The 19,833-nt window shown below is 38.5% G+C and carries 16 protein-coding genes; 8 read left to right on the forward strand and 8 right to left on the reverse strand.

Going from position 1 to position 19,833, the window contains the following annotated elements; genetic code table 11:
• Positions 1-16: 16 nt before the first annotated feature.
• Positions 17-2,431, reverse strand: coding sequence for a thiamine pyrophosphate-dependent enzyme (locus tag CBM24_RS22205; RefSeq protein WP_088162773.1), 2,415 nt, complete (start codon positions 2,429-2,431; stop codon positions 17-19).
• Between the two features lie 206 nt (positions 2,432-2,637).
• Here CBM24_RS22205 and CBM24_RS22210 point away from each other — a divergent pair, with 206 nt between their 5' ends.
• From CBM24_RS22210 to CBM24_RS22220, 3 genes are read left to right on the forward strand one after another with little or no spacing between them, the layout of a single operon-like run.
• Positions 2,638-3,849 (forward strand): DEAD/DEAH box helicase, encoded by a 1,212-nt coding sequence (locus CBM24_RS22210; protein WP_198385981.1) that lies wholly within the window; start codon positions 2,638-2,640, stop codon positions 3,847-3,849.
• Between the two features lie 52 nt (positions 3,850-3,901).
• Positions 3,902-4,648 (forward strand): hypothetical protein, encoded by a 747-nt coding sequence (locus CBM24_RS22215; protein WP_088162775.1) that lies wholly within the window; start codon positions 3,902-3,904, stop codon positions 4,646-4,648.
• Between the two features lie 38 nt (positions 4,649-4,686).
• Positions 4,687-5,142, forward strand: coding sequence for an NUDIX domain-containing protein (locus tag CBM24_RS22220; protein WP_075993991.1), 456 nt, complete (start codon positions 4,687-4,689; stop codon positions 5,140-5,142).
• Positions 5,143-5,440: 298 nt separating this feature from the next.
• Here the strand turns inward: CBM24_RS22220 and CBM24_RS22225 are convergent, their stop codons facing one another.
• A complete protein-coding gene (locus CBM24_RS22225; RefSeq protein WP_075993992.1) occupies positions 5,441-6,154 on the reverse strand; it encodes a class I SAM-dependent methyltransferase in 714 nt (237 codons plus the stop codon).
• Positions 6,155-6,295: 141 nt separating this feature from the next.
• Here CBM24_RS22225 and CBM24_RS22230 point away from each other — a divergent pair, with 141 nt between their 5' ends.
• Positions 6,296-7,207, forward strand: a complete 912-nt coding sequence (locus CBM24_RS22230) for a LysR family transcriptional regulator (protein WP_232475603.1) — start codon at positions 6,296-6,298, stop codon at positions 7,205-7,207.
• 83 nt (positions 7,208-7,290) lie between these two features.
• Here the strand turns inward: CBM24_RS22230 and CBM24_RS22235 are convergent, their stop codons facing one another.
• A complete protein-coding gene (locus CBM24_RS22235; RefSeq protein WP_088162777.1) occupies positions 7,291-9,807 on the reverse strand; it encodes a TonB-dependent receptor in 2,517 nt (838 codons plus the stop codon).
• A 223-nt stretch (positions 9,808-10,030) separates the two neighbouring features.
• On the opposite strand from CBM24_RS22235, the gene CBM24_RS22240 reads away from it, so the two are divergent.
• Entirely contained in the window at positions 10,031-11,167 is a 1,137-nt protein-coding gene (locus CBM24_RS22240; RefSeq protein ID WP_088162778.1) for a serine hydrolase domain-containing protein, read from the forward strand.
• Positions 11,168-11,320: 153 nt separating this feature from the next.
• Here the strand turns inward: CBM24_RS22240 and CBM24_RS22245 are convergent, their stop codons facing one another.
• On the reverse strand, positions 11,321-11,845 hold the full coding sequence (locus CBM24_RS22245; protein WP_088162779.1) for a glutathione peroxidase: 525 nt from the start codon (positions 11,843-11,845) through the stop codon (positions 11,321-11,323).
• Positions 11,846-11,856: 11 nt separating this feature from the next.
• Complete coding sequence (locus CBM24_RS22250; protein ID WP_088162780.1) at positions 11,857-12,723, reverse strand: N-acetylglucosamine kinase; 867 nt, start codon at positions 12,721-12,723, stop codon at positions 11,857-11,859.
• Positions 12,724-13,059: 336 nt separating this feature from the next.
• Between CBM24_RS22250 and CBM24_RS22255 the strand changes: the two genes are divergently transcribed.
• Positions 13,060-14,805 carry a M61 family metallopeptidase gene (locus CBM24_RS22255; RefSeq protein ID WP_088162781.1) on the forward strand — a complete coding sequence of 582 codons (1,746 nt, stop codon included), beginning with the start codon at positions 13,060-13,062 and terminating at the stop codon, positions 14,803-14,805.
• A gap of 54 nt (positions 14,806-14,859) precedes the next feature.
• Here the strand turns inward: CBM24_RS22255 and CBM24_RS22260 are convergent, their stop codons facing one another.
• Positions 14,860-15,360 (reverse strand): hypothetical protein, encoded by a 501-nt coding sequence (locus CBM24_RS22260; RefSeq protein WP_088163737.1) that lies wholly within the window; start codon positions 15,358-15,360, stop codon positions 14,860-14,862.
• Between the two features lie 262 nt (positions 15,361-15,622).
• Here CBM24_RS22260 and CBM24_RS22265 point away from each other — a divergent pair, with 262 nt between their 5' ends.
• The gene (locus CBM24_RS22265) at positions 15,623-17,389 is read left to right on the forward strand and encodes an AMP-dependent synthetase/ligase (RefSeq protein WP_088162782.1); all 1,767 of its coding nucleotides are present in this window, start codon (positions 15,623-15,625) and stop codon (positions 17,387-17,389) included.
• 35 nt (positions 17,390-17,424) lie between these two features.
• Positions 17,425-18,426: a YihY/virulence factor BrkB family protein gene (locus CBM24_RS22270; RefSeq protein WP_088162783.1), complete on the forward strand. Its 1,002-nt coding sequence runs from the start codon at positions 17,425-17,427 to the stop codon at positions 18,424-18,426.
• Positions 18,427-18,431: 5 nt separating this feature from the next.
• On the opposite strand, the gene CBM24_RS22275 is transcribed toward CBM24_RS22270, so the two are convergent.
• Positions 18,432-19,118: a hypothetical protein gene (locus CBM24_RS22275; RefSeq protein WP_088162784.1), complete on the reverse strand. Its 687-nt coding sequence runs from the start codon at positions 19,116-19,118 to the stop codon at positions 18,432-18,434.
• Positions 19,119-19,182: 64 nt separating this feature from the next.
• Positions 19,183-19,794: a WbqC family protein gene (locus tag CBM24_RS22280; RefSeq protein ID WP_088162785.1), complete on the reverse strand. Its 612-nt coding sequence runs from the start codon at positions 19,792-19,794 to the stop codon at positions 19,183-19,185.
• Positions 19,795-19,833 lie beyond the last annotated feature (39 nt).

The following is a 19,833-nucleotide window of genomic DNA, read 5'->3' on the forward strand; positions in this document are numbered from 1 at the left end:
AAAAAGTATCCATCTATTAAAACATAGATGGATATTTTTCTGGATTAGCTTCATGCATAATTGCATACACTGTCTCGACAACATCGTCAGAAGATGGCTTCGAGAAATAATCCCCGTCGGAACCATATGGTGGGCGATGTGCTTTTGCAGTCAGTGTTCTCGGCTGACTATCCAATAGATAGTAGCCATTTTGTTTCTCTAAGATCTCTTGTAAGATGAAAGCTGAAGCCCCACCAGGTACATCCTCATCTACAATAAGTAGTTTATTTGTTTTCTTCAGCGATTCGGCGCAAAGTTTTCCTTTGTCAAAAGGCTGCAATGTCTGTGCATCAATAATTTCGATGAATATCCCCAAGCGCTCCAGTTCCACAGCCGCTTCTTCAACAACACGTAACGTTGAACCATAGGATACTACAGTAATATCGCTTCCCTCTTTAACACATTCGGCATAACCGATTGGTACCGTAAATTCACCGACGTTTTCTGGTAGACGCTCTTTTAGACGATACCCATTCAGACATTCGACAACAATAGCCGGTTCGTCAGAGCGGAACAACGTATTATACATGCCTGCTGCCTGTGTCATATTACGCGGCACACATACATGCAAACCTCTCAAGGATCCTAAAATTACCGACATAGGTGAGCCCGAATGCCATATACCTTCCAATCGATGGCCACGTGTACGAATAATTAATGGTGCTTTCTGACCAGCAAAGGTGCGGTAACTTAAACTTGCCAAATCATCACTTGCTACCGTAATTCCATAGATTAGGTAATCCAGGTATTGGATCTCAGCAATTGGACGAAGTCCACGGATTGCCAAACCCAATCCTTTTCCTATAATTGAATTCTCCCGAATACCGGTATCAAACACGCGATGCACACCAAGCTTTTCTTGTAAACCTGCAAAACCTTGATTCACATCTCCAATCTTACCGACATCCTCTCCAAATGCTAATAGTCTTTCGTCACGTCTAAAGTTCTCTTCAAAACATAGATTCAAAACCTCACGTCCATCGACCACTTTAGCTTCTTCACTATAGACTGCAGGTACGACCGTCACATGAGCAGGTGAATCTACACCATCTGTAAATAATTTCGAATTATAACGTTTCTCATTCAGTTCCTGCTTCTCTTTATACCAATTTAACAATTGCTGGCGCCCATCACTATGCTGACCTTTAAGCTCGTGCAATACCTTGCGAACCTGGCCGTAAACCTCTTTCAAAGAAGGCTCAACCATCGATTGTAATTTCTTTGACGCAAAATCAGCCCGCTCATTTGGAATACCCTGAAGTAAATCAATGGCTTCCCTAGCTTCAATACTCAACGTTTTAATATAATCGGCCCAAGCTCGTTTTTGTTCTTGACGAACATGGTCTTTGGCATGTTGATCCAATTGATCCAATTCCTCTATGGTAGCAATACCAGAACTTAAGATCCATTCTTTCATTTTCGCTAGACAATCGAAGTCAGTTTCCCATTGTAATCTATCTTGCGATTTATACCGTTCGTGTGAACCTGAAGAAGAATGTCCTTGAGGCTGCGTCAATTCGGTCACATGAATCAAACATGGAATATGTTTCTCGCGCGCAATATGGGCAGCCTGTTCGTACGTTTCACATAAACCCGCATAATCCCATCCTCTCACTTTGAATATCTCAATTCCGTTTGTCAGTTCTTCCTTCTGAAAACCTTTGAGGACTTCTGAGATATCTCCCTTTGTTGTCTGAATTTCATTGGGCACAGATATCCCATATCCATCATCCCAAATAGAAATCACTGTTGGAATCTGGTGAACACCTACGGCATTAATAACTTCAAAAAATACACCTTCAGAAGTCGCTGCATTTCCGATAGTGCAGAATGCAACTTCATTTCCTCTATTTGAAAAATAAGATAGGTAGTCTAAATTTCTATTCTGCTTATACAACTTAGAAGCCAAGCCCAAGCCCAGCAATCTTGCCATCTGACCACCGGTGGTCGAAATATCTGAAAACGAGTTTTTCTGAACCATTTGATCCAACCAGTTCCCTTGGTCGTCCACAACACGAGTCGAAAAATGGCAGTTCATTTGCCTTCCTGCAGAAGAAGGATCTGCCTCGACATCGGGATGGGCATATAATTGAGAGAAAAAATGGTAGACATCACTGATGCCAGAAGCAAATATAAATGTTTGGTCACGGTAATATCCCGACCGCCAGTCCCCATTTCTGAAAACTTTAGCCATCGCGATTTGTGCCAATTCTTTTCCATCGCCAAAAATACCAAACTTAGCCTTACCTGTAAGCACTTCTTTACGTCCCAATAAACTCACGTAACGACTTTCTAAGGCAGTTCGATAATCATTCACAATAATCTTTTTGAACTCGTCAAAGCTCAAAGTGGAAATAGATTCATTGTTTTGGTCAAATGCAGTATCAAACATATTCTTTTTTGTTTCAACAAATTTAACAAAAATATTATTCTATATAATTGGTGTTTATCAAATAAATTGATAATCAATAACTCAGATTTGAAATAGAATATTCTAATTTCTCAAATTAGTACTTTTTGACAAAAAATCCTAATTTTTACAGATTTTTAATTCCTATAAGCAGGCAAAAACACCATTGTCCTTTTAAATTTTTATTTTTGGGTTTTACATTCATTATTTTGAATTTTTCAGCACTTAAACTCGATAAAATCCTTGTCGCTAATCTTGAAAAACAAAAGCTTTCTTCGCTTACACCTATTCAAGAAATAGCTATCCCTGCCATTTTGGATGGTAGAGACTGTTTGGCGATTGCCCCAACCGGCACGGGTAAAACGGAGGCTTTCGCCATCCCTATTATTCAGCGCTTACGAACCAAGATTACCGCAGACCACTTATCGGTCCTTATACTCCTTCCTACACGGGAACTCTGTATACAGACCAAACAGCGCATATCAGGCCTTATCGATGGTATGGATTTGACTATCGCTAGTTTCTATGGTGGGGGAACTTATGAAAGTCAACTTGAAGTTTATCCGAAAGCCCAGATGATCCTCGCTACTCCAGGACGCTTGTTGGATTTTATTGAACAAGGTATTATCGATCTAAAAACGATAGATACATTGGTGATCGACGAATTCGATCAATTGTTGGATCTCGGTTTCACGAAAGAACTCAATAAAATTATCGGCACATTGCCCGCTGAGAGACAAACCATTTTCAGTTCGGCAACGAAAACCCTGGAAATCGAAAAAATTGTTCGAAAGAGATTAAGTAACCCTGTCGAGATCAACCTAGAAGCAAAGACCAAAAAAGGCCAAATAGAAGAATCTGTACTCTATGTCGATAAAAATGATAAAAAGAATCTTCTCCGTTATCTCCTTGAGAACCGTGTCTCGTGGCAGGTAATTGTTTTCACGCGAACAGTTCATGCAGTAGAACGGATCGCAACAGATCTAGATCGACACGGCATTTCTTGCTCGGCATTATATGGCGATAAATCACAGCAAAAACGAGAAGAGATTATTGATAAGTTCAGACAAAAAGAGATACGTGTATTAATTGCGACGGACCTCTTGGCTCGAGGTGTAGATTTTCCAGACCTAGAGGCTATCATAAACTACGAGATTCCGGATAGCCCTGAGCTCTATACGCATCGAATTGGGCGAACAGGCCGTTCGGAAGCGACGGGAAAGGCGTTTACCTTTTGCGATGCAGAGGACAATGAAAAGTGGATAAAATTACAGTTATCCTTAAAACGGCAAATTAAAATTGATGATCAACATCCTTATTTATTGAGCTGGGAGAAAATGCTTTCCAGTAGCCAAAACAATCAACGAAAAGGTGCCTCGAAATCTAGAAAACGTCGTTAATTAATAAATATTCTTTTACTTTTACCAGCAAATCAAAAAATCACAATCCGAGATGAATACAATACATTTATTTGACGATAGCAACAATGCGAATGATAATCGATTGGGAGACCTTGAAAAAACGATTATAATAAATAGCCTGATGGAAGTTCCCTTTGAAGAGCGGAATGAAGAGTGGCGTGATATATTTCTGGCTAATATTGCTGAATGTACCTTAAAATTAGCAGAAACAGAAGTGGTTGTTGGGCCTGACGGATTTCCCTATTTTCAACTTGAAAGTGTTCCGAAGGATCAGAACTTTCAGGCTTTTGTCATTAAAAATCGGCTAAAGGATTTCGTGTTGCCAAAAGGTTTTGGTATTGCTATCAATACACAAAATGAAAACCCAGATTGGGTATTCACCTATGGCGACTTAGTTAACTACTTTTTAAACGGAGAGTTTTATACAGATGATAGTGTTTTCTCTAAGAAAAATGAACAGACGATTATCGGCAAAGATGAAGAAATATTAGTGGGGCAACCTGCCGAGACAATTCTTCCACAGGCTGTCCGCACCCAATTACGTGAATTTTTGGATTATTATGGCGTAAAGAACACAAAGGTTATGCTCCTAGCCCGTAATTATAAAGATGAAGAAAATGCTTCACAAGATTTGGCATTCAATATCGTTGCAAATCAATTCAGGACTGAAAAAGAATTTACCAATATCATGGAAGCAATAGGCTGGTTTCTTCCCAGACATTATTCCTATATCGGATTGGATGAATTTGCAGTAGACAATGGTTTTATGCCACTGTAAAAAAACAGAAACTAAATATATACAAACATAATTAACCCATGTTTCCATTTAACGTAAGAGTGTACGGAATATTGATCAATGAAAATCAAGAGGTATTGATCAGCGACGAAAGAACGGAAAATGTTTCATTTACCAAATTCCCTGGTGGGGGCTTAGAATACGGGGAAGGCTTATTGGATGCTTTGATCCGGGAGTATCAGGAAGAATGTGATTTTGACATTGCTGTGGTTAAACATATTTATACCACAGACTTTTATGAGAAATCAAGCTTTAACGATAGCCAAATCATATCGATTTACTATCAGGTAAAGAATACCTCAGCTATTCAGATCAGAACGACTACCAAAGCTTTTGATTTCGATCCTGATCAGAGACCTGAAGATAATAAGCTCCAATCTTTTCGATGGGTACCAATTGAATCGGTTTTAACGGCAGATTTGACCTTCAAAACAGATCAAATCGCCTGGGAAGAATTCTTAAAAACAGTCAAATAATAATAATTTTTCAATTTTCATCATTTTTATTTGTATTTAAAAAATAAAGACATATCTTTACGTAAACCAATGGAAATACTTGATTTTTTTAAAGTATTGACCTTAATAATTACATTTTATTATTTATTTGACATCTCGCATGTGACGAGGAATAAAAGTAGAGAAGCGTGGGATGGATACATACATTGGTTTATTGAATTTGTAAATTCCTAGTCCTATAGGTTTTTTAATAGTTAGTGTGATTTTATGGCGATACTCCCCGTATCGCCTTATTTATTTGACACTCGTTTTCCAGCCCCTATTTGAATCCCATATAAGAAGCAAAACAAAGATTTTTGTGTAGAACATCAACATTTTTAAAGCCAACTTGTGTCAATAAGTTTAGTTGATAGATCAGCGATCTTGGTGTATCCTCGTGTTCGATATAGTCAAAAACATGATCACGATACTGCTCATCCTTAAGGTTAGTTAAGTATTCACCATATTTTTCCCTGTAAATTAATTTTTGAAGCTGTTCATTATTTTGCTCAATCAAATCAAAAATCCACAGACTTCCTCCGGTTCTTAATAAGCGGAACAGCTTGCTAAACGCATTTTCCCAATCTTTATCATCTCGAAGATGATGTAAAACGGATGTTGCGATAATGACATCAAATTTGTTTTCCTCTAAAGCTGCGGCACGAAAGTCGCCTTTAATCAACTGAATTTCTCCCTTGGTTAATTTTCCAACGCGTTCCCTTGCTCTATTTAACATTGGCTGGCTCAGGTCCAACAGACTAACATTTGGATTAGACTCCAATTTTTGCAATAGTTTTACGTCGTAATTGCCAGCTCCGCATCCAATGTCCAATATATTTTGAGCGTTTGGATAAAGACTGACAATGGCATCCGTAATAAGCTCCATGTTCCATACCGCATCCAATGTGGTTGCTTGACCTGTTTCTAAATTTGAGAACCGCTCGACATCGTTGTCAAACCGTGTTTCAATCTCTTGTAGCGTCGCTTTGTTCATCTGTAAATTGTTTATTCTCTAAAGTTCAGATAGATTCCCCCGCACAGCAGTATCTTAAACTGTCTGATCGGCGGTATTTCATCCATTAATTTTTAATAATTTAAAGGTAGGACTAACTGGAATTCATTAAAAATATTTATTTTGTCATCAATTCATACCAAAAAAGTATCGATGGAAATCCGACATCTCATTTATTTCAAAACAGTAGCCGAAGAGCTTCATTTTGGCCGAGCAGCAGAACGCTTATTTATGTCCCAGCCCCCATTAAGCCGGCAGATTAAAGATCTAGAAGACGAATTAGGTGTTATTCTTTTCTTCCGAACCAACAAACGCGTCGAGCTAACGGAAGCAGGTAAATACTTTTTGGAGGAGGTTGTGGAGATCCTACAAAATATCGAACACAGCAAAACGATCACCAAACAGATCCACAACAATATCTCAGGAGAATTCAAACTGGGCTATATTAGTTCGACACCTAAGAAAATGCTTGCTACGGTATTAAAGCAAATTCAATTGAAATTTCCATACTTAAGAGTTAGTCTTTTCGAAACATCGACGCAGAAACAAAAATTAGCACTCGAAAACGGAAAATTGGATCTGGGTATTATGCGTGCTCCAATTTATTCAAGTGAATTGCTTACCACTCCCCTTTTCGAAGACCCTATGGTTATTGTAGGTCATTCACAGGTGAAATTTAATGCGATCAACTTTTTTAATGAAAGTTTCATTTCTTTCAATCAGAAATACGCATCGGAATATCACCGACTTGTTATTAATACCTGTAACCGCATGGGATTCGAACCCAAAATTGTACATCAGAGCAATTCGATGTCTTCCATCCTTGAGTTGGTGTCACAAGGCTTGGGCATGGCAGTCGTCCCTGCGTCCACTATCAAACAATACCCGCATTTAAACCTAAAAATCATGAAGCTTGAGGATATGGATAGCAAAACAGAAGTGATCCTGGTCTCTAATATAAAAAGTAAAAACAGTGCATTAGGCGAATTTATAGCCTGTATCCAGAAAGAGTATCTTGATTTTAATGCGTCCTAAAGTGGCATCGATTGAAATTCCAGTATAAAAAAACGGAGTCAGCATGTTGCTGACTCCGTTTTTTTATGGGTTGAAGAGCGATATTACCTCTTCTCAAATTTATACGCTAAAGTTGCCATAAAACTACGCGGTGGAATCGGATTCACACTATAGTTTTCATGGATATAATAGTTAAACGCGTTGGTGATATTGGATAATTTACCCAAAATACTCCAGTTTTTATAAGCATAACCAGCGGAGAAATCTATGGTTGTAAATGGACTAACGGAGATCAGACGATTAAGACCATCGCGTACGTTGATCTTTGTATTATTCCAACCTGCATTACGTCTACCTGTATAAAATGCGGAAAAACCTAACTTCAGCCCCTTAACAGCCCCGTTTTGAATGGTATAAAACACGGTTCCATTAGCCGTATGTGCTGTAGTTCCTACCAAACGTACATTTTCTTCGTTTCCAGAGATTTCAGTCACTTTCTCCTTACCATCAACGATGGTTGTATAACTTGAAATTGGATTGGTTTCGGTATAACGCATATAATTATAGGAATAACCGGCGATAACATTCAATCCTGGAAGTAAAGTTCCGGTAACATCAACTTCCAATCCGCTTGAAGCCGTCTTTCCAGAAAATTCTTTCATATTTGCATCGCTATTGCTTGTTCCACCCGGGAGTACCAATAATTGTTGGGCAAAGCGATTGTTATTAATTCTATACCAAGCAACATTTGCGGATAACCTACCATTGAAAAAGTCATTTTTCACACCTGCTTCGTACTGATCGATGATGGAGGGAGCCAAGGGTTGATAATTTACATCGTATCCCGAATTCGATGTAAAGTTATTTGCATAAGTAACATAGACACTTGATGAGCGGATCGGCTGATAGATCAATCCAAATTTAGGTGACCATGCTTTGTCCACTTTTGCGCCGATCGGATTTTTCTGACCATCTAGATTAATAATCTCTTCCGATTGATTCGTCGCATAAGTATACTTTTCCGAATTCGGTGTACGCTGATACGTATAGCGAATCCCAGCCAATACTTTAAATTGTTCAGTAACTTCTATTAAGTCCTGAAAAAAAGCACCATAACGGAAGATATCCGTTGTTGTTTTGGTCAATAAATCCGCTTGTGGCATATCTGTTCGAAGTCCATTTCCCGAAACCAAATGCTGCGCAGTTTGTGAGGGATTAAAGACATAAATAGAATCGTATACACCGCCCACATTTTTAGATGCATCAATTTTATAGGCATACGCATTTGAATGCGATTGATCGGCATCTGCTCCCACCAGGATCTTATGCTTGATGGATCCTGTTTTTACAGTTCCCGTTAGATTCAATTGCTGGTTGGCCGTAAACTCATTTGATTTGGATCGGGTTAAACTCCGCGGAGCAATTCCATTTTTATTCGCTTGAATCCGATCTGATCCATAATAATCACGATCGTACGTTTGGTAACTTGCTATTGCGTTTAAATTCCATGAATCATTAAACTTATGGTTCAAATTGATCTGGCCGTTTGAGGTATTTGTTCTGTTGAAAGCAAAAGGCACATTCATAAAAGTGTTTCTGCCAACTTCATTGTTCAACTTTCCATCCACGGTCCCCATTCCAAAGTCTGGAGTAAAATCACTTTTTAAGTAATCGAATGTAAAGTTGAGATCAGTTTTATCAGATATTTTATATAAAACAGAAGGATTTACATAAGTACGTTTTGATGTGACTTGATCCCTAAAGCTACCCGCTTTTTCATAAGTTCCGATAACGCGGAATGCAACCTTATTGGAAATTGGACCATACACATCCACTGTTGGTTTATAGAAGTCATAACTTCCTACGCGCATTGAAGCCTCGCCTCCATAATAAAATTTAGGCTTTTTCGTAACCAGATTTACAACGGCCCCACCAGATACACCGCCATATAACAAAGCAGAACTTCCTTTTAAAATCTCTACAGATTCCAAGGTGCTCGCCTCAATCGAACCTCCATTGTTGGTTCGCGCACCATTTTTAAATATATTATTCCCGCCTAAGCTATAGCCCCTTGCGTAAAAATTTTCGTTGACCCCACCGCGATTCGCTCCCATAGCGACACCGTTTGCATTTTTTAGCGCATCACTCAGGCGATTAACCTGTTGATCTGCAATAACCTGTTCGTTTATAATTTGTACACTCTGCGGCAAATCCCGATCAATAATACCTGCTTTACCGACATTAACTGTTTTACTGTTATGCGAGTTGTAGCCCACCACTTCCACTTGTTCCAATTGAGATTCAGAAATATTCAAAGAAACATTAATGGCTGTCGCCTTTCCATTTTTAACCTCGATGGTACGCTCCTCAGCTCCATTTCCGATACTTTTAATCCGAATAGTATAGGTTCCATCTGGAAGATTAGAAAAATGGAAGCTTCCATCACCGGAAGTCGAAGTAGACCTACCTAAAGAAACTATGGTTACTGTTGCCGATTCAATTGGTGCACCATCTTTGGTTTTAACACGGCCATGTATCCCCTTACTTTGCGCCGATGCATCCAAATGAATTGCTCCTACCAATCCCAGACTTAAAACAAGTCCCAGAAAAGTTCTTTTCATGTTAATAAATTGTGAGTTCGTAAAAATTATTTGTCGGCGCAAACATACGATATTATTTTATTGTTTAGAATAGTTTTAAATAAAAATAGCTTATTATAATAGATGAATGATTCAACTTCGTAGCATCTATTATATGTTGCAAGGATTCACTGTAACTATTTCTATTAATCGTAAGGATTTCCTTACATTTATGCCATAACTAACATCCTAACTAATCAATTCAATGAGAACGCATAAGCTCCTACTCTCCGCTTTTATTTTTTTATTCTTTCCCACATTTTTGTTGGGTCAGCAAACACAGGTTGATCATGATCTCACAGCAATTATGCGTCGGTATAATGCTGTCGGGCTCAGTGTGGTCGTCGTCAAAAACAATAAAATTGAGTATCACAAAAATTATGGTTACAAAAACTTGGAAACCAAAACGGCTCTCGGAGAGAATGACCTCTTTAGAATTGCTTCTATTTCAAAGTCATTCACTGCAACATCATTAATGCAATTAATAGCAGATGGCCGATGCAAGTTAGACGACGACTTCGGAGATCTGATCGGTTTTCCAATCAGAAACCCCAATTATCCAGGAAAAAAAATAACACTCCGGATGATCCTTTCGCATACGTCCAGCGTCAATGATAAAAACGGTTACTTCAACCTAGATGTCATCAATCCATCCAAAAACCCAAACTGGAAAGATTCATACAATCTTTATGAACCCGGCACACAATACCAATATTGTAATCTCAACTTTAATATGGCCGGTGCCGTTCTCGAGAAACTGACCAATACACGTGTCGACAGCTACATTGTTAACCATATCCTCAAACCGCTCAACTTATATGGTGGTTACTGTATAGACTCCTTGGATCAGAAAAGATTGGTTTCGTTATACGCCTTTGATGAAAAGGGAAATCCCCATGAAGAGCCCAGTGCCTATAATCCACGTCGGGAAGAACTCAATCAATACATCCTGGGCTATAGCACTCCTGTGCTTTCTCCGACAGGTGGAATGAAAATATCTGCCTTAGATTTAGCCAGATACATGATGATGCACATGAACTACGGCCATAGTCAGGGAAAAAACATCATCAGTAAAAAATATGCGAAGATTATGCAGACGGCTGTAAATAAAGAATCAGGCTATGGATTAGCGATTATGAACAATGCAAAAATTGTCCCCGGTGTTAACCTGACAGGACATACCGGTTCGGCATATGGGCTTTATAGTGCGCTGTTTTTCAATCCAAAGAAAAAATATGGGTTTATTGTGATAACCAATGGCTGCAATATTCCCGATAGCGATGACTTCAACCCTTTGCTTAAAGATTGTATAGGAGCCTTGTACGATGCATATATCAAATAGGTAACAGCTTACATCAAGTAAACAAAAGCCAACCCATAAACTATAACCTTGTCGCTAAGCTTTATGGGAAAACCAGAGGCCCTCGGATCGACTGGACAATAAACAAAATAAAAAAGCTGCAGATTTTGCAGCTTTTTTATTTTGTTATTTTTACTATTTCTTGTTTTCTACCCAGTTTACAATAGCCGGATCCAGCGGATTGGTCGCTGAACGGAAACGATGTACAAGTTTACCGTTCTCATCAATCAAAAACTTTTCAAAGTTCCATTTGATTTCACCTTTAAAATCGGGGTTCTCCTGAGCGGTCAAATACTTAAACAAGGGTGATATTTGATCTCCTTTTACATCGATCTTTTCGGCCATTAGAAAATCAACACCATAATTTTGTTCACAAAACTCTTGAATCTGCGCATTTGAACCCGGTTCCTGTTGTCCAAAATTATTTGCCGGAAAGCCAATAATGATGAGCTTATCGCCAAAGGTTTTGTGCAATTCCTCCAGATCTTTGTACTGTTTTGTGAAACCGCATTTTGAGGCAGTATTCACGATCAATATTTTCTTTCCCTTGAAATCGGACATTTTCACTTCTTGCCCATCAAGTGTCGTAAACTTAAAATCATAAAAATTGGGATTGCCAAATAACATTGACATATACACCATAATAGTTGCAATAATCATATCTAATTATTTTAAAGACTTAACAATGAATTACTCTCTCTTTCCAGTACCGCATCAAAAAGCTCGTTGATAGGAGATTTTAAAATAGTACCTACCTTTATCTGATGTGTTTCACAGACTTCCCGTAAAATTAAATCAAAACTATAAGCAATAGAACCTACAAAGTGACATGCATATTTATTATAGTCCGGATAGGTCAAAATCGAAGCTTGAACAAATTCTTCGAATCCACTCTTTACCAGATCAATAATAAAGGGATGGGTAATATTATCGGACATGAACGGCGCAAACGATGCTAAGAAAGCATTGGGACGTTCTTTTTGATAAACATTTTTGATGACGATCTCTTTATTTATTCTGTATTTGTTCGCAAATTTTTCATTCAGATCTTTCGGCATACGGCCATATAGAAAAAGTCTAACAAGATTTTTCCCGAAATATGCCCCTGACCCCTCATCACCTAATACATAGCCATTTCCATTATGCGATGGCATCAGCTCCTCTCCGTCAAAAAAACTCAAATCAGACCCTGTCCCTAATGTCGCTACATAACCTTTTTTATTACCACAGGTCGCTAAGGCACTACCAAAAAGATCATTCTCAACAGAAATGTAAGCATTTTCGAATAAGGGTGTCAATGCATTTGAAACCATTTCCCGACGATCAGGCGTAATGCATCCTGCACCAAAAAAATACAACTCAGTAACTTCATCGGCGTAGGGAATAATTTCGGGTATCTCCTTAATAACACGTGTGATTTCCTTTTCATTCACAAAAAAAGGATTGAGTCCATTTGTACTGAATGAGATAGGCGCACTATCTGGCAATTCCAACTTCCAATCCGACTTTGAAGAGCCGCTATCAACAACTAAGATCATACAAATTCTTGATTATTTTCCCCCTATAAACTACTGTATCAAACTTAGCAAAAATTCTGATAAAAAACAGATTTTTTGCTTCATCTCCCCAGCCCAATAAAAACGGGTATTTCATCCAAAGCAGCTATTATGCCTATCGATTTACACCTCATTTCTTAAATAAATTTATGTATATTGGAGGGTACTATTAGCTGCTTCCCGTCATTGTTCTTTTTCTACTGAAGGAACAATGATGGGGCACGCTGATTCATAATTGTAGAACCAACAATCTATTTTTTTGTTTGGTTAAGCGTACGATACTTTTAATTTTGTAAGCTCATACTAAAATCATCTTTCATGGACAGTGACCATTTCAGTATACCCGAAATACATTTTGAGGTATCATTTTCAGAAGCACAAGCTCATTATATCGAAGTAAAAATGAGCATCGCAAAGCTCAACCAGCCTTATGTCGATCTAAAAATGCCGGTCTGGTCTCCTGGATCTTATTTAATTCGTGAATATGCTAAAAACGTTGAACGATTCCGATCATTTGACAAAGCAGGAAATACAATTGCCTACCAGAAAGTTTCAAAGAACACCTGGCGAATACCCACAGAATCTTTGGATCAGATCGAAGTAATCTACGCCATATACGGTTTTGAAGTTTCTGTGCGTACCAACTTTTTCGATAGTGACCATGCTTTTATTGTACCTACGGCAACTTTCTTTCATATCGATGGCCGTATAAACAATCCTTCGACAATCAGCATAGCACTAAAAGATTCTTGGGCAAGTATATCAACTGGACTCGAACAAATTGGAGAATGCAAGTTTTATGCGCCAAATTTTGACGTATTATACGATACGCCCATCGAAGCTGGTAATCAGGATGTCTGGAAATTCCAGGCTGCCGGTGTCGAACATGAATGCGCCATGGTCGGAGGTGGCAGCTATGATAAAGAACGCCTGACGAAAGATATCACACGTATCGTCGAAGAAGAAACCCGCATCTGGGGTTCGAACCCCAATGAGCGATATGTCATTATTACCCACAACTACCAATCTGGAGGTGGAGGTCTAGAACATCTCAATTCAACAGTATTGGGAGCCTCGAGAAATGCCTATCTAAATGAGACCAGCTACAAAAACTATTTGAGTCTCGTTGCACATGAGTATTTTCACCTATGGAATGTGAAACGCTTACGTCCAAAAGCATTAGGACCGTTTAATTACGATGCCGAAAACTATACCACAGGCCTCTGGATCATGGAAGGATTCACTTCGTACTATGATAATTTAATTATTAAACGCTGTGGATTCTATGATGAAAAAGAGTATCTCGCTTTGCTAGCTAACGATTTCAACATTGTATTAAACCGTCCAGGGCATACGATACAGTCTGCAGCAGCCTCAAGTTTCGATACCTGGATTAAATATTATCGGCCTGATGAAAATTCGATGAATTCAGGAATTTCCTATTACAACAAAGGTGCAATGCTGACAGCATTGTTGGATATTAAAATTATTGCCGCTACAGAAGGTAGGCTAAAATTGGATGATGTTATCCGCGAGGCTTATGAGGAGTTCTACCTAAAACTTGATCGTGGATTTGAAGAAAACGAATTGAGAAGCCTTGCTGAACGTATCGCAGGCACTTCGCTGGATGATATTTTCAATGCTGCTCATCAGGACGGAGAACTGGAATACAACGATTATTTTAATCTCGTTGGTTATGAAATTGTTGATACCAATGTTAATAACAACACGTTGACACTAGGCATTACAACCAATAAAGTGGATGGGCTAATTTCGGTAGCGACAGTGGAAAAAGATTCTGGTGCATATGATGCCGGATTAAGTGTAAAAGACGAACTGATTGCAATTAATAGTAACAGGCTCGATGTTAAGGACAAGGAAATTGATTTCATTGTTCAACATGCCAAAGAGGGGGAGATATTAAACTTCCTGGTGGCACGAGATGGTTTAGTGCGGGAAATCCCTGTTCAAATCAAAAAGAGCAATAAAAAGATATACGAAATCCGTCCGCTCAAAGAACAAACCTTTCTACAGGAATTGCTAGGTAAAATCTGGATGGCTTAACACGGAAGTATTATCATTAAAAAAAGAATAGCGGGAAATCCCGCTATTCTTTTTTTAAAATTTATATCTTACCGAAAAACCGATCGGATCAAATAATTTGATACTGGATTCGTTTAGAAAATCGAAATAAGGTTTTACATCCAATGAGATTTGAAACGGTGCCTGCGGAATATTATATTCAATACCTACGATACCGTCAATACTCAGATTAAGCTGTGAATCAAATGAATGACGCTGACCCTCGATAATTTTGTCTTTCTCCTTATAAGAACCGATACTACCACCAAAACCATAATACCAATTAAACCCAGCAGTCAATGGTTTATAGATTTCATATAAGCCCACAACGCGGAAACGGCGAAAATCAGAATTGCTCTGAATACTCATAATTCCTTCCAATGCATGGTCCGAGTTAAGCGTGTGACGATATGTAATTCCCTGAGCAGACCCGAAACGTCCACCAATAGCACCCCTATTGTCCAACTGAGCCATAGCTCTATTGGATAATGCTCCAAACATCAGCATTCCACCGACAGCCAAAAATATTTTTTTCATAAAAATCGTACGCTTTTTTTGCTTTACATTTTTCCAAACATAGATAAATTGCTTTTTATATGCAATATAATTGCAGTGCACATAAAAAACTATTTACCAGAACTTCCCCTACGAAGGACCTTTTCGATAGGGTAAATATCCATTACAGCTATAACGAAACAATGTTTAATTTGTTATGACAATAATCCCAAATTATCCAACTTTATTTCTGTATATTTAGGTCAATACAGCATGTAGTAGTAACCAAATAAACTCAAGTGATATGGGCAGAATTTTTGACTTTATAACCTTATATAAAGAAAAATACGCAAAGGACATCATGGTGGCAGGGCGAGATGGAAATGGCCAGTGGAAGACATATTCTACCAAAGAATACACCGACGCAATTGACACCTTAAGCAGGGCGTTACTGCAATTAGGCCTCAAAAAAGGTGATCGGGTAGGAATCATGTCCGGCAACAGACCCGAGTGGAATTTAGTTGATTTTGCCTGCAATCAAATCGGTCTTGCAACTGTTCCCCTCTATCCCACTTTATCCGCACAGGATCTTTCGTTTATTGTAAATGACTCGGATGTCAACGTACTATTTGTCAGCAACAGAGAATTGACGGACCGTATTGAACAAGCCATCAAGGAACACGGTATAAACCCACAACTGTATACATTTGATGCCATTGAAAATTATACGCAGCTAAAAACATTCATCGAAACAGCAAAAGATGACACAACCGACCTGGCTCCACTTCGAGAGGCTGTTACAGAAGAAGATCTATTAACACTGATCTACACTTCAGGTACAACAGGGCGCCCTAAAGGCGTATACCTGTCTCACAAAAACGTATACAGCAACGTCTTGGCATGCAATCATCTCATCCGATCGGATTTCAAAACGGCACTTAGCTTTCTTCCGCTATGCCATATTTTTGAACGCATGGTGGTATATATGTACTATTCGAAAGGAATCCAGATCTATTTTTCAGAGACCTTAGACAATGTTGTTGCCGATATCAACGATGTCAAACCGGATGTATTCACCACCGTACCCCGTGTCCTGGAGAAAGTATACGATAAGATTATTGAAAAAGGGAAAGCCTTAACTGGATTAAAAAAGAAAATTTTCTTCTGGGCTGTTGATCTTGGCTTGAAATTTCAAGAACCAGCGCATAATGGACCACTTTACAATCTAAAACTTGCGATCGCTAGAAAACTGATATTTTCGAAATGGCAAGAAGCTCTTGGCGGAAATATTAAGATCATTGTATCCGGTGGTGCAGCTCTTCAAGAGCGTTTAGCGCGTGTATTCTGGGCCGCTGGACTTAAAGTACTTGAGGGGTACGGCCTGACTGAAACATCTCCGGTTATTGCTGTAAACTCCTACTTACCCAATGGGTTGAAATTTGGGACTGTAGGCAAACCCCTGAAAAACTTAGAAGTTAAAATTGCTTCAGACGGTGAGATTCTTGTCAAGGGCCCTAGTATCACGACAGGCTATTATAAAAATGAAGAAGCCACAAAAGAAGCTTTTGACGATAATGGTTTTTTCAAGACGGGCGATATTGGAGAAATTACATCCGATGGTTTCCTAAAAATAACCGATCGAAAAAAGGAAATGTTTAAGACTGCAGGTGGTAAATATATCGCGCCCCAATCCATTGAAAACAAACTCATGGAGTCTACATTAATCGGACAGGTCATGGTTTTTGGAGAAAATAGAAAATTTCCCGGCGCCTTGATTGTTCCTGCATTTGATGTGCTGTCCAAATGGGCAAACCAAAAAGGTATTACCGGCGGTTCAAACGAAGAAATCATCAAAAATCCGGAAGTAATCCAAAAATATCAAGAAGAAATTAACCGATTATCCACTAACTTTGGACATTGGGAAATTGTCAAGAAATTTATTCTTCTTCCAAAGGAATGGACAATCAACGACGGTCAATTGACGCCAAAATTGAGTCTAAAACGAAAAATTATTTTAAAAGAGAACGAAGCCGCAATCGACAAATTGTATCAGGAACAAAACCAAGAGTAACAATTTGCACGATTATTGGAGCTGATCATCTTATTATGAAGCACGTTACATTACGAGATTTATTTACACTCGCCTACTGGAAAAACGTTTGGCATGTCTTAGTTGATGCCTTTAATGGATTCAATGATGACAAATGTATGAAGAAGAGTGCTTCATTGGCTTATTATACCGTCTTCTCCATCGGCCCACTTCTTATGATTGTTATCTGGTGTATCGGATTTTTCTATGGAGAACATCTTCAAAGTGGATCTTCAGCGCAGGATCAGGTGCTGGAGGAAGTCATGGTTCTTTTTGGTCAGGATGTAACCACACAGATCCAGTCCTATCTTCAAAAAATAACTTTCGAGAATAAATCTAATATGGGGATCACGATTGGTATCGTTACATTGATTCTATCCTCCACAACCTTATTCGTTGATATACAGGACTCAATAAACAATATCTGGAAAGTAAAACCGAAACCAAAAAAGGGATGGCTAAAATTAATCATCAACAGGCTGATTTCTTTTTCCATCGTGATTGCCCTTGGTTTTTTGCTAATTGCCTCACTCATGATCAACGGAGTTATTGTTGCCGTGACCAATTTAGTCATGACTTATTTTCCTTTTATTCCGATTGCACTCATTTCATGGGTGAATACGGGCATCACATTTTCGGTCATTGTCATTTTATTTGGCTTTATCTTTTCCTTCCTTCCGGATGCTAAAGTAAAATTCAGGGACATGCTTGGCGGAGCTATCTTTACAGGCTTACTCTTTATGTTAGGCAGGTACGGCATTTCAATCTATCTGAATCTTTCCTCCACAGCCAGCTTTTACGGAGCTGCGGGATCAATAATTGTTATGTTATTATGGATCTACTATTCGGCTGCAATATTGTATTTTGGCGCAGAATTCACCAAATTTTATGCGATCAAATTTGGTGCAGGCATTATTCCGTCCACATTTGCAGTAGCGGTTGAACAAACGGAAAAAGTTAAAAAAACAGGCAGCGACGCCGAAGCACATGTTGGAGACACCATTCAGGTCTTAAAATAAGCCGTCTATTTTTTCTCTTTTTTACCGCTAATGTAACCATCGATGCCAATGACATTGATGACTTTATCCCCAATTTGTGTAATATCGGATTTTAATCCAACCATGACGGTAAAAATATTCACAGGAGTGTCCTGAATCTTCCTAAAATTATGGAGATAACCAAGCTCAAGCCCTAAAAAGAAACCGTTAAATTTATAATCTGCCCCAGCACCTATTTTGCTGGAGAAATTCAGGTGATTTTTATTTTCCATCTTAATAAGCTTTTGGTCTGCGAGTACATTCGCCCTTGGCTCACTCGTCAATCCTACACCGGGACCTACAAAACCATAGATATTCAATAATCGCATCTGCTTCCTAATGCCCCCCGAAAATGAAAGGGTATAGAAATTGGTATTTGCATCTTCGATACGATACTCAAAATTCGGATTGACCAATCGCTGCTTATACTTGAATGAAAGTGTATAAAGTGTGGGGGATACGAAAAACATTGGATTTTTCAGGGAGATATCCAAACCAATACTACCAGAAAACTTTGGCGAAAGTATATCTTTGGTTTTTCCGATCGGAAAGCCCATTCCCGTTGTACCCCAATAGTAAACTTTTCGATAATGTATCGTATCAACACCGCCCTGAGCCCGCGCGAAAGTCCAACACAAAGAAAAAAGAAGAAAAGTAAAAAAGAAATGTTTCATTTAAATGCGTTCAATATTGAATAACAACAATATTAAACGCATTTTGTTCAAAAAAACCGTCAGGCTACAGGTAACTTTTTGATTGTGGTCCTTGATTGAATAGCAAATCAATAATGCTTAAATCGGGATAAAAGCCATTTTTATCAGAAAAAACCTGATAATATTCTTTTGGATCACGCAATACACTTTCTTTTTTAGGATGAATCAGGTTACGGAAATCGATCATTTCCGAAGGCGCAGCAACATACTCTTCTGTAAACCCTATTGCTCGTTTAAGTTTGATCGATTTTAGAATGAGTTCTAACTGAGCAACATTAAAGTCTACCAAATACGCAAACTTTTCCTCATAGAACCGTATAAAATCATCTTCATAATATTCAAAATATGCAGAGCTACGGTAAGCTGTCTGAATACTTAGCCAATGTAAACGCTGCCAGTCAAACTCATAGCTTATCCGAATATCTTTCATAGGAACACGTTCTTTATTGCCATGTTGAATGGGTACGATCAAATCCTGCACACCATTTGCTGAAGCAATGCGTGCTCGCGTACGATAACTCTGCTTTTGAAAATGCTCATATTTCTCGATGACCAAAGGAAGATTATGCTCTTGTATCGTATGAAAATAGGATATTGGTGGAAGATAACATGCCGGAAGTAATAACTGCGATTCCATAAAAACTGATGATTTTTGTTATAAGTGACGCAAAAATAA

The organism is Sphingobacterium sp. G1-14, assembly GCF_002196555.1.
Taxonomy (GTDB): Bacteria; Bacteroidota; Bacteroidia; order Sphingobacteriales; family Sphingobacteriaceae; genus Sphingobacterium; species Sphingobacterium siyangense.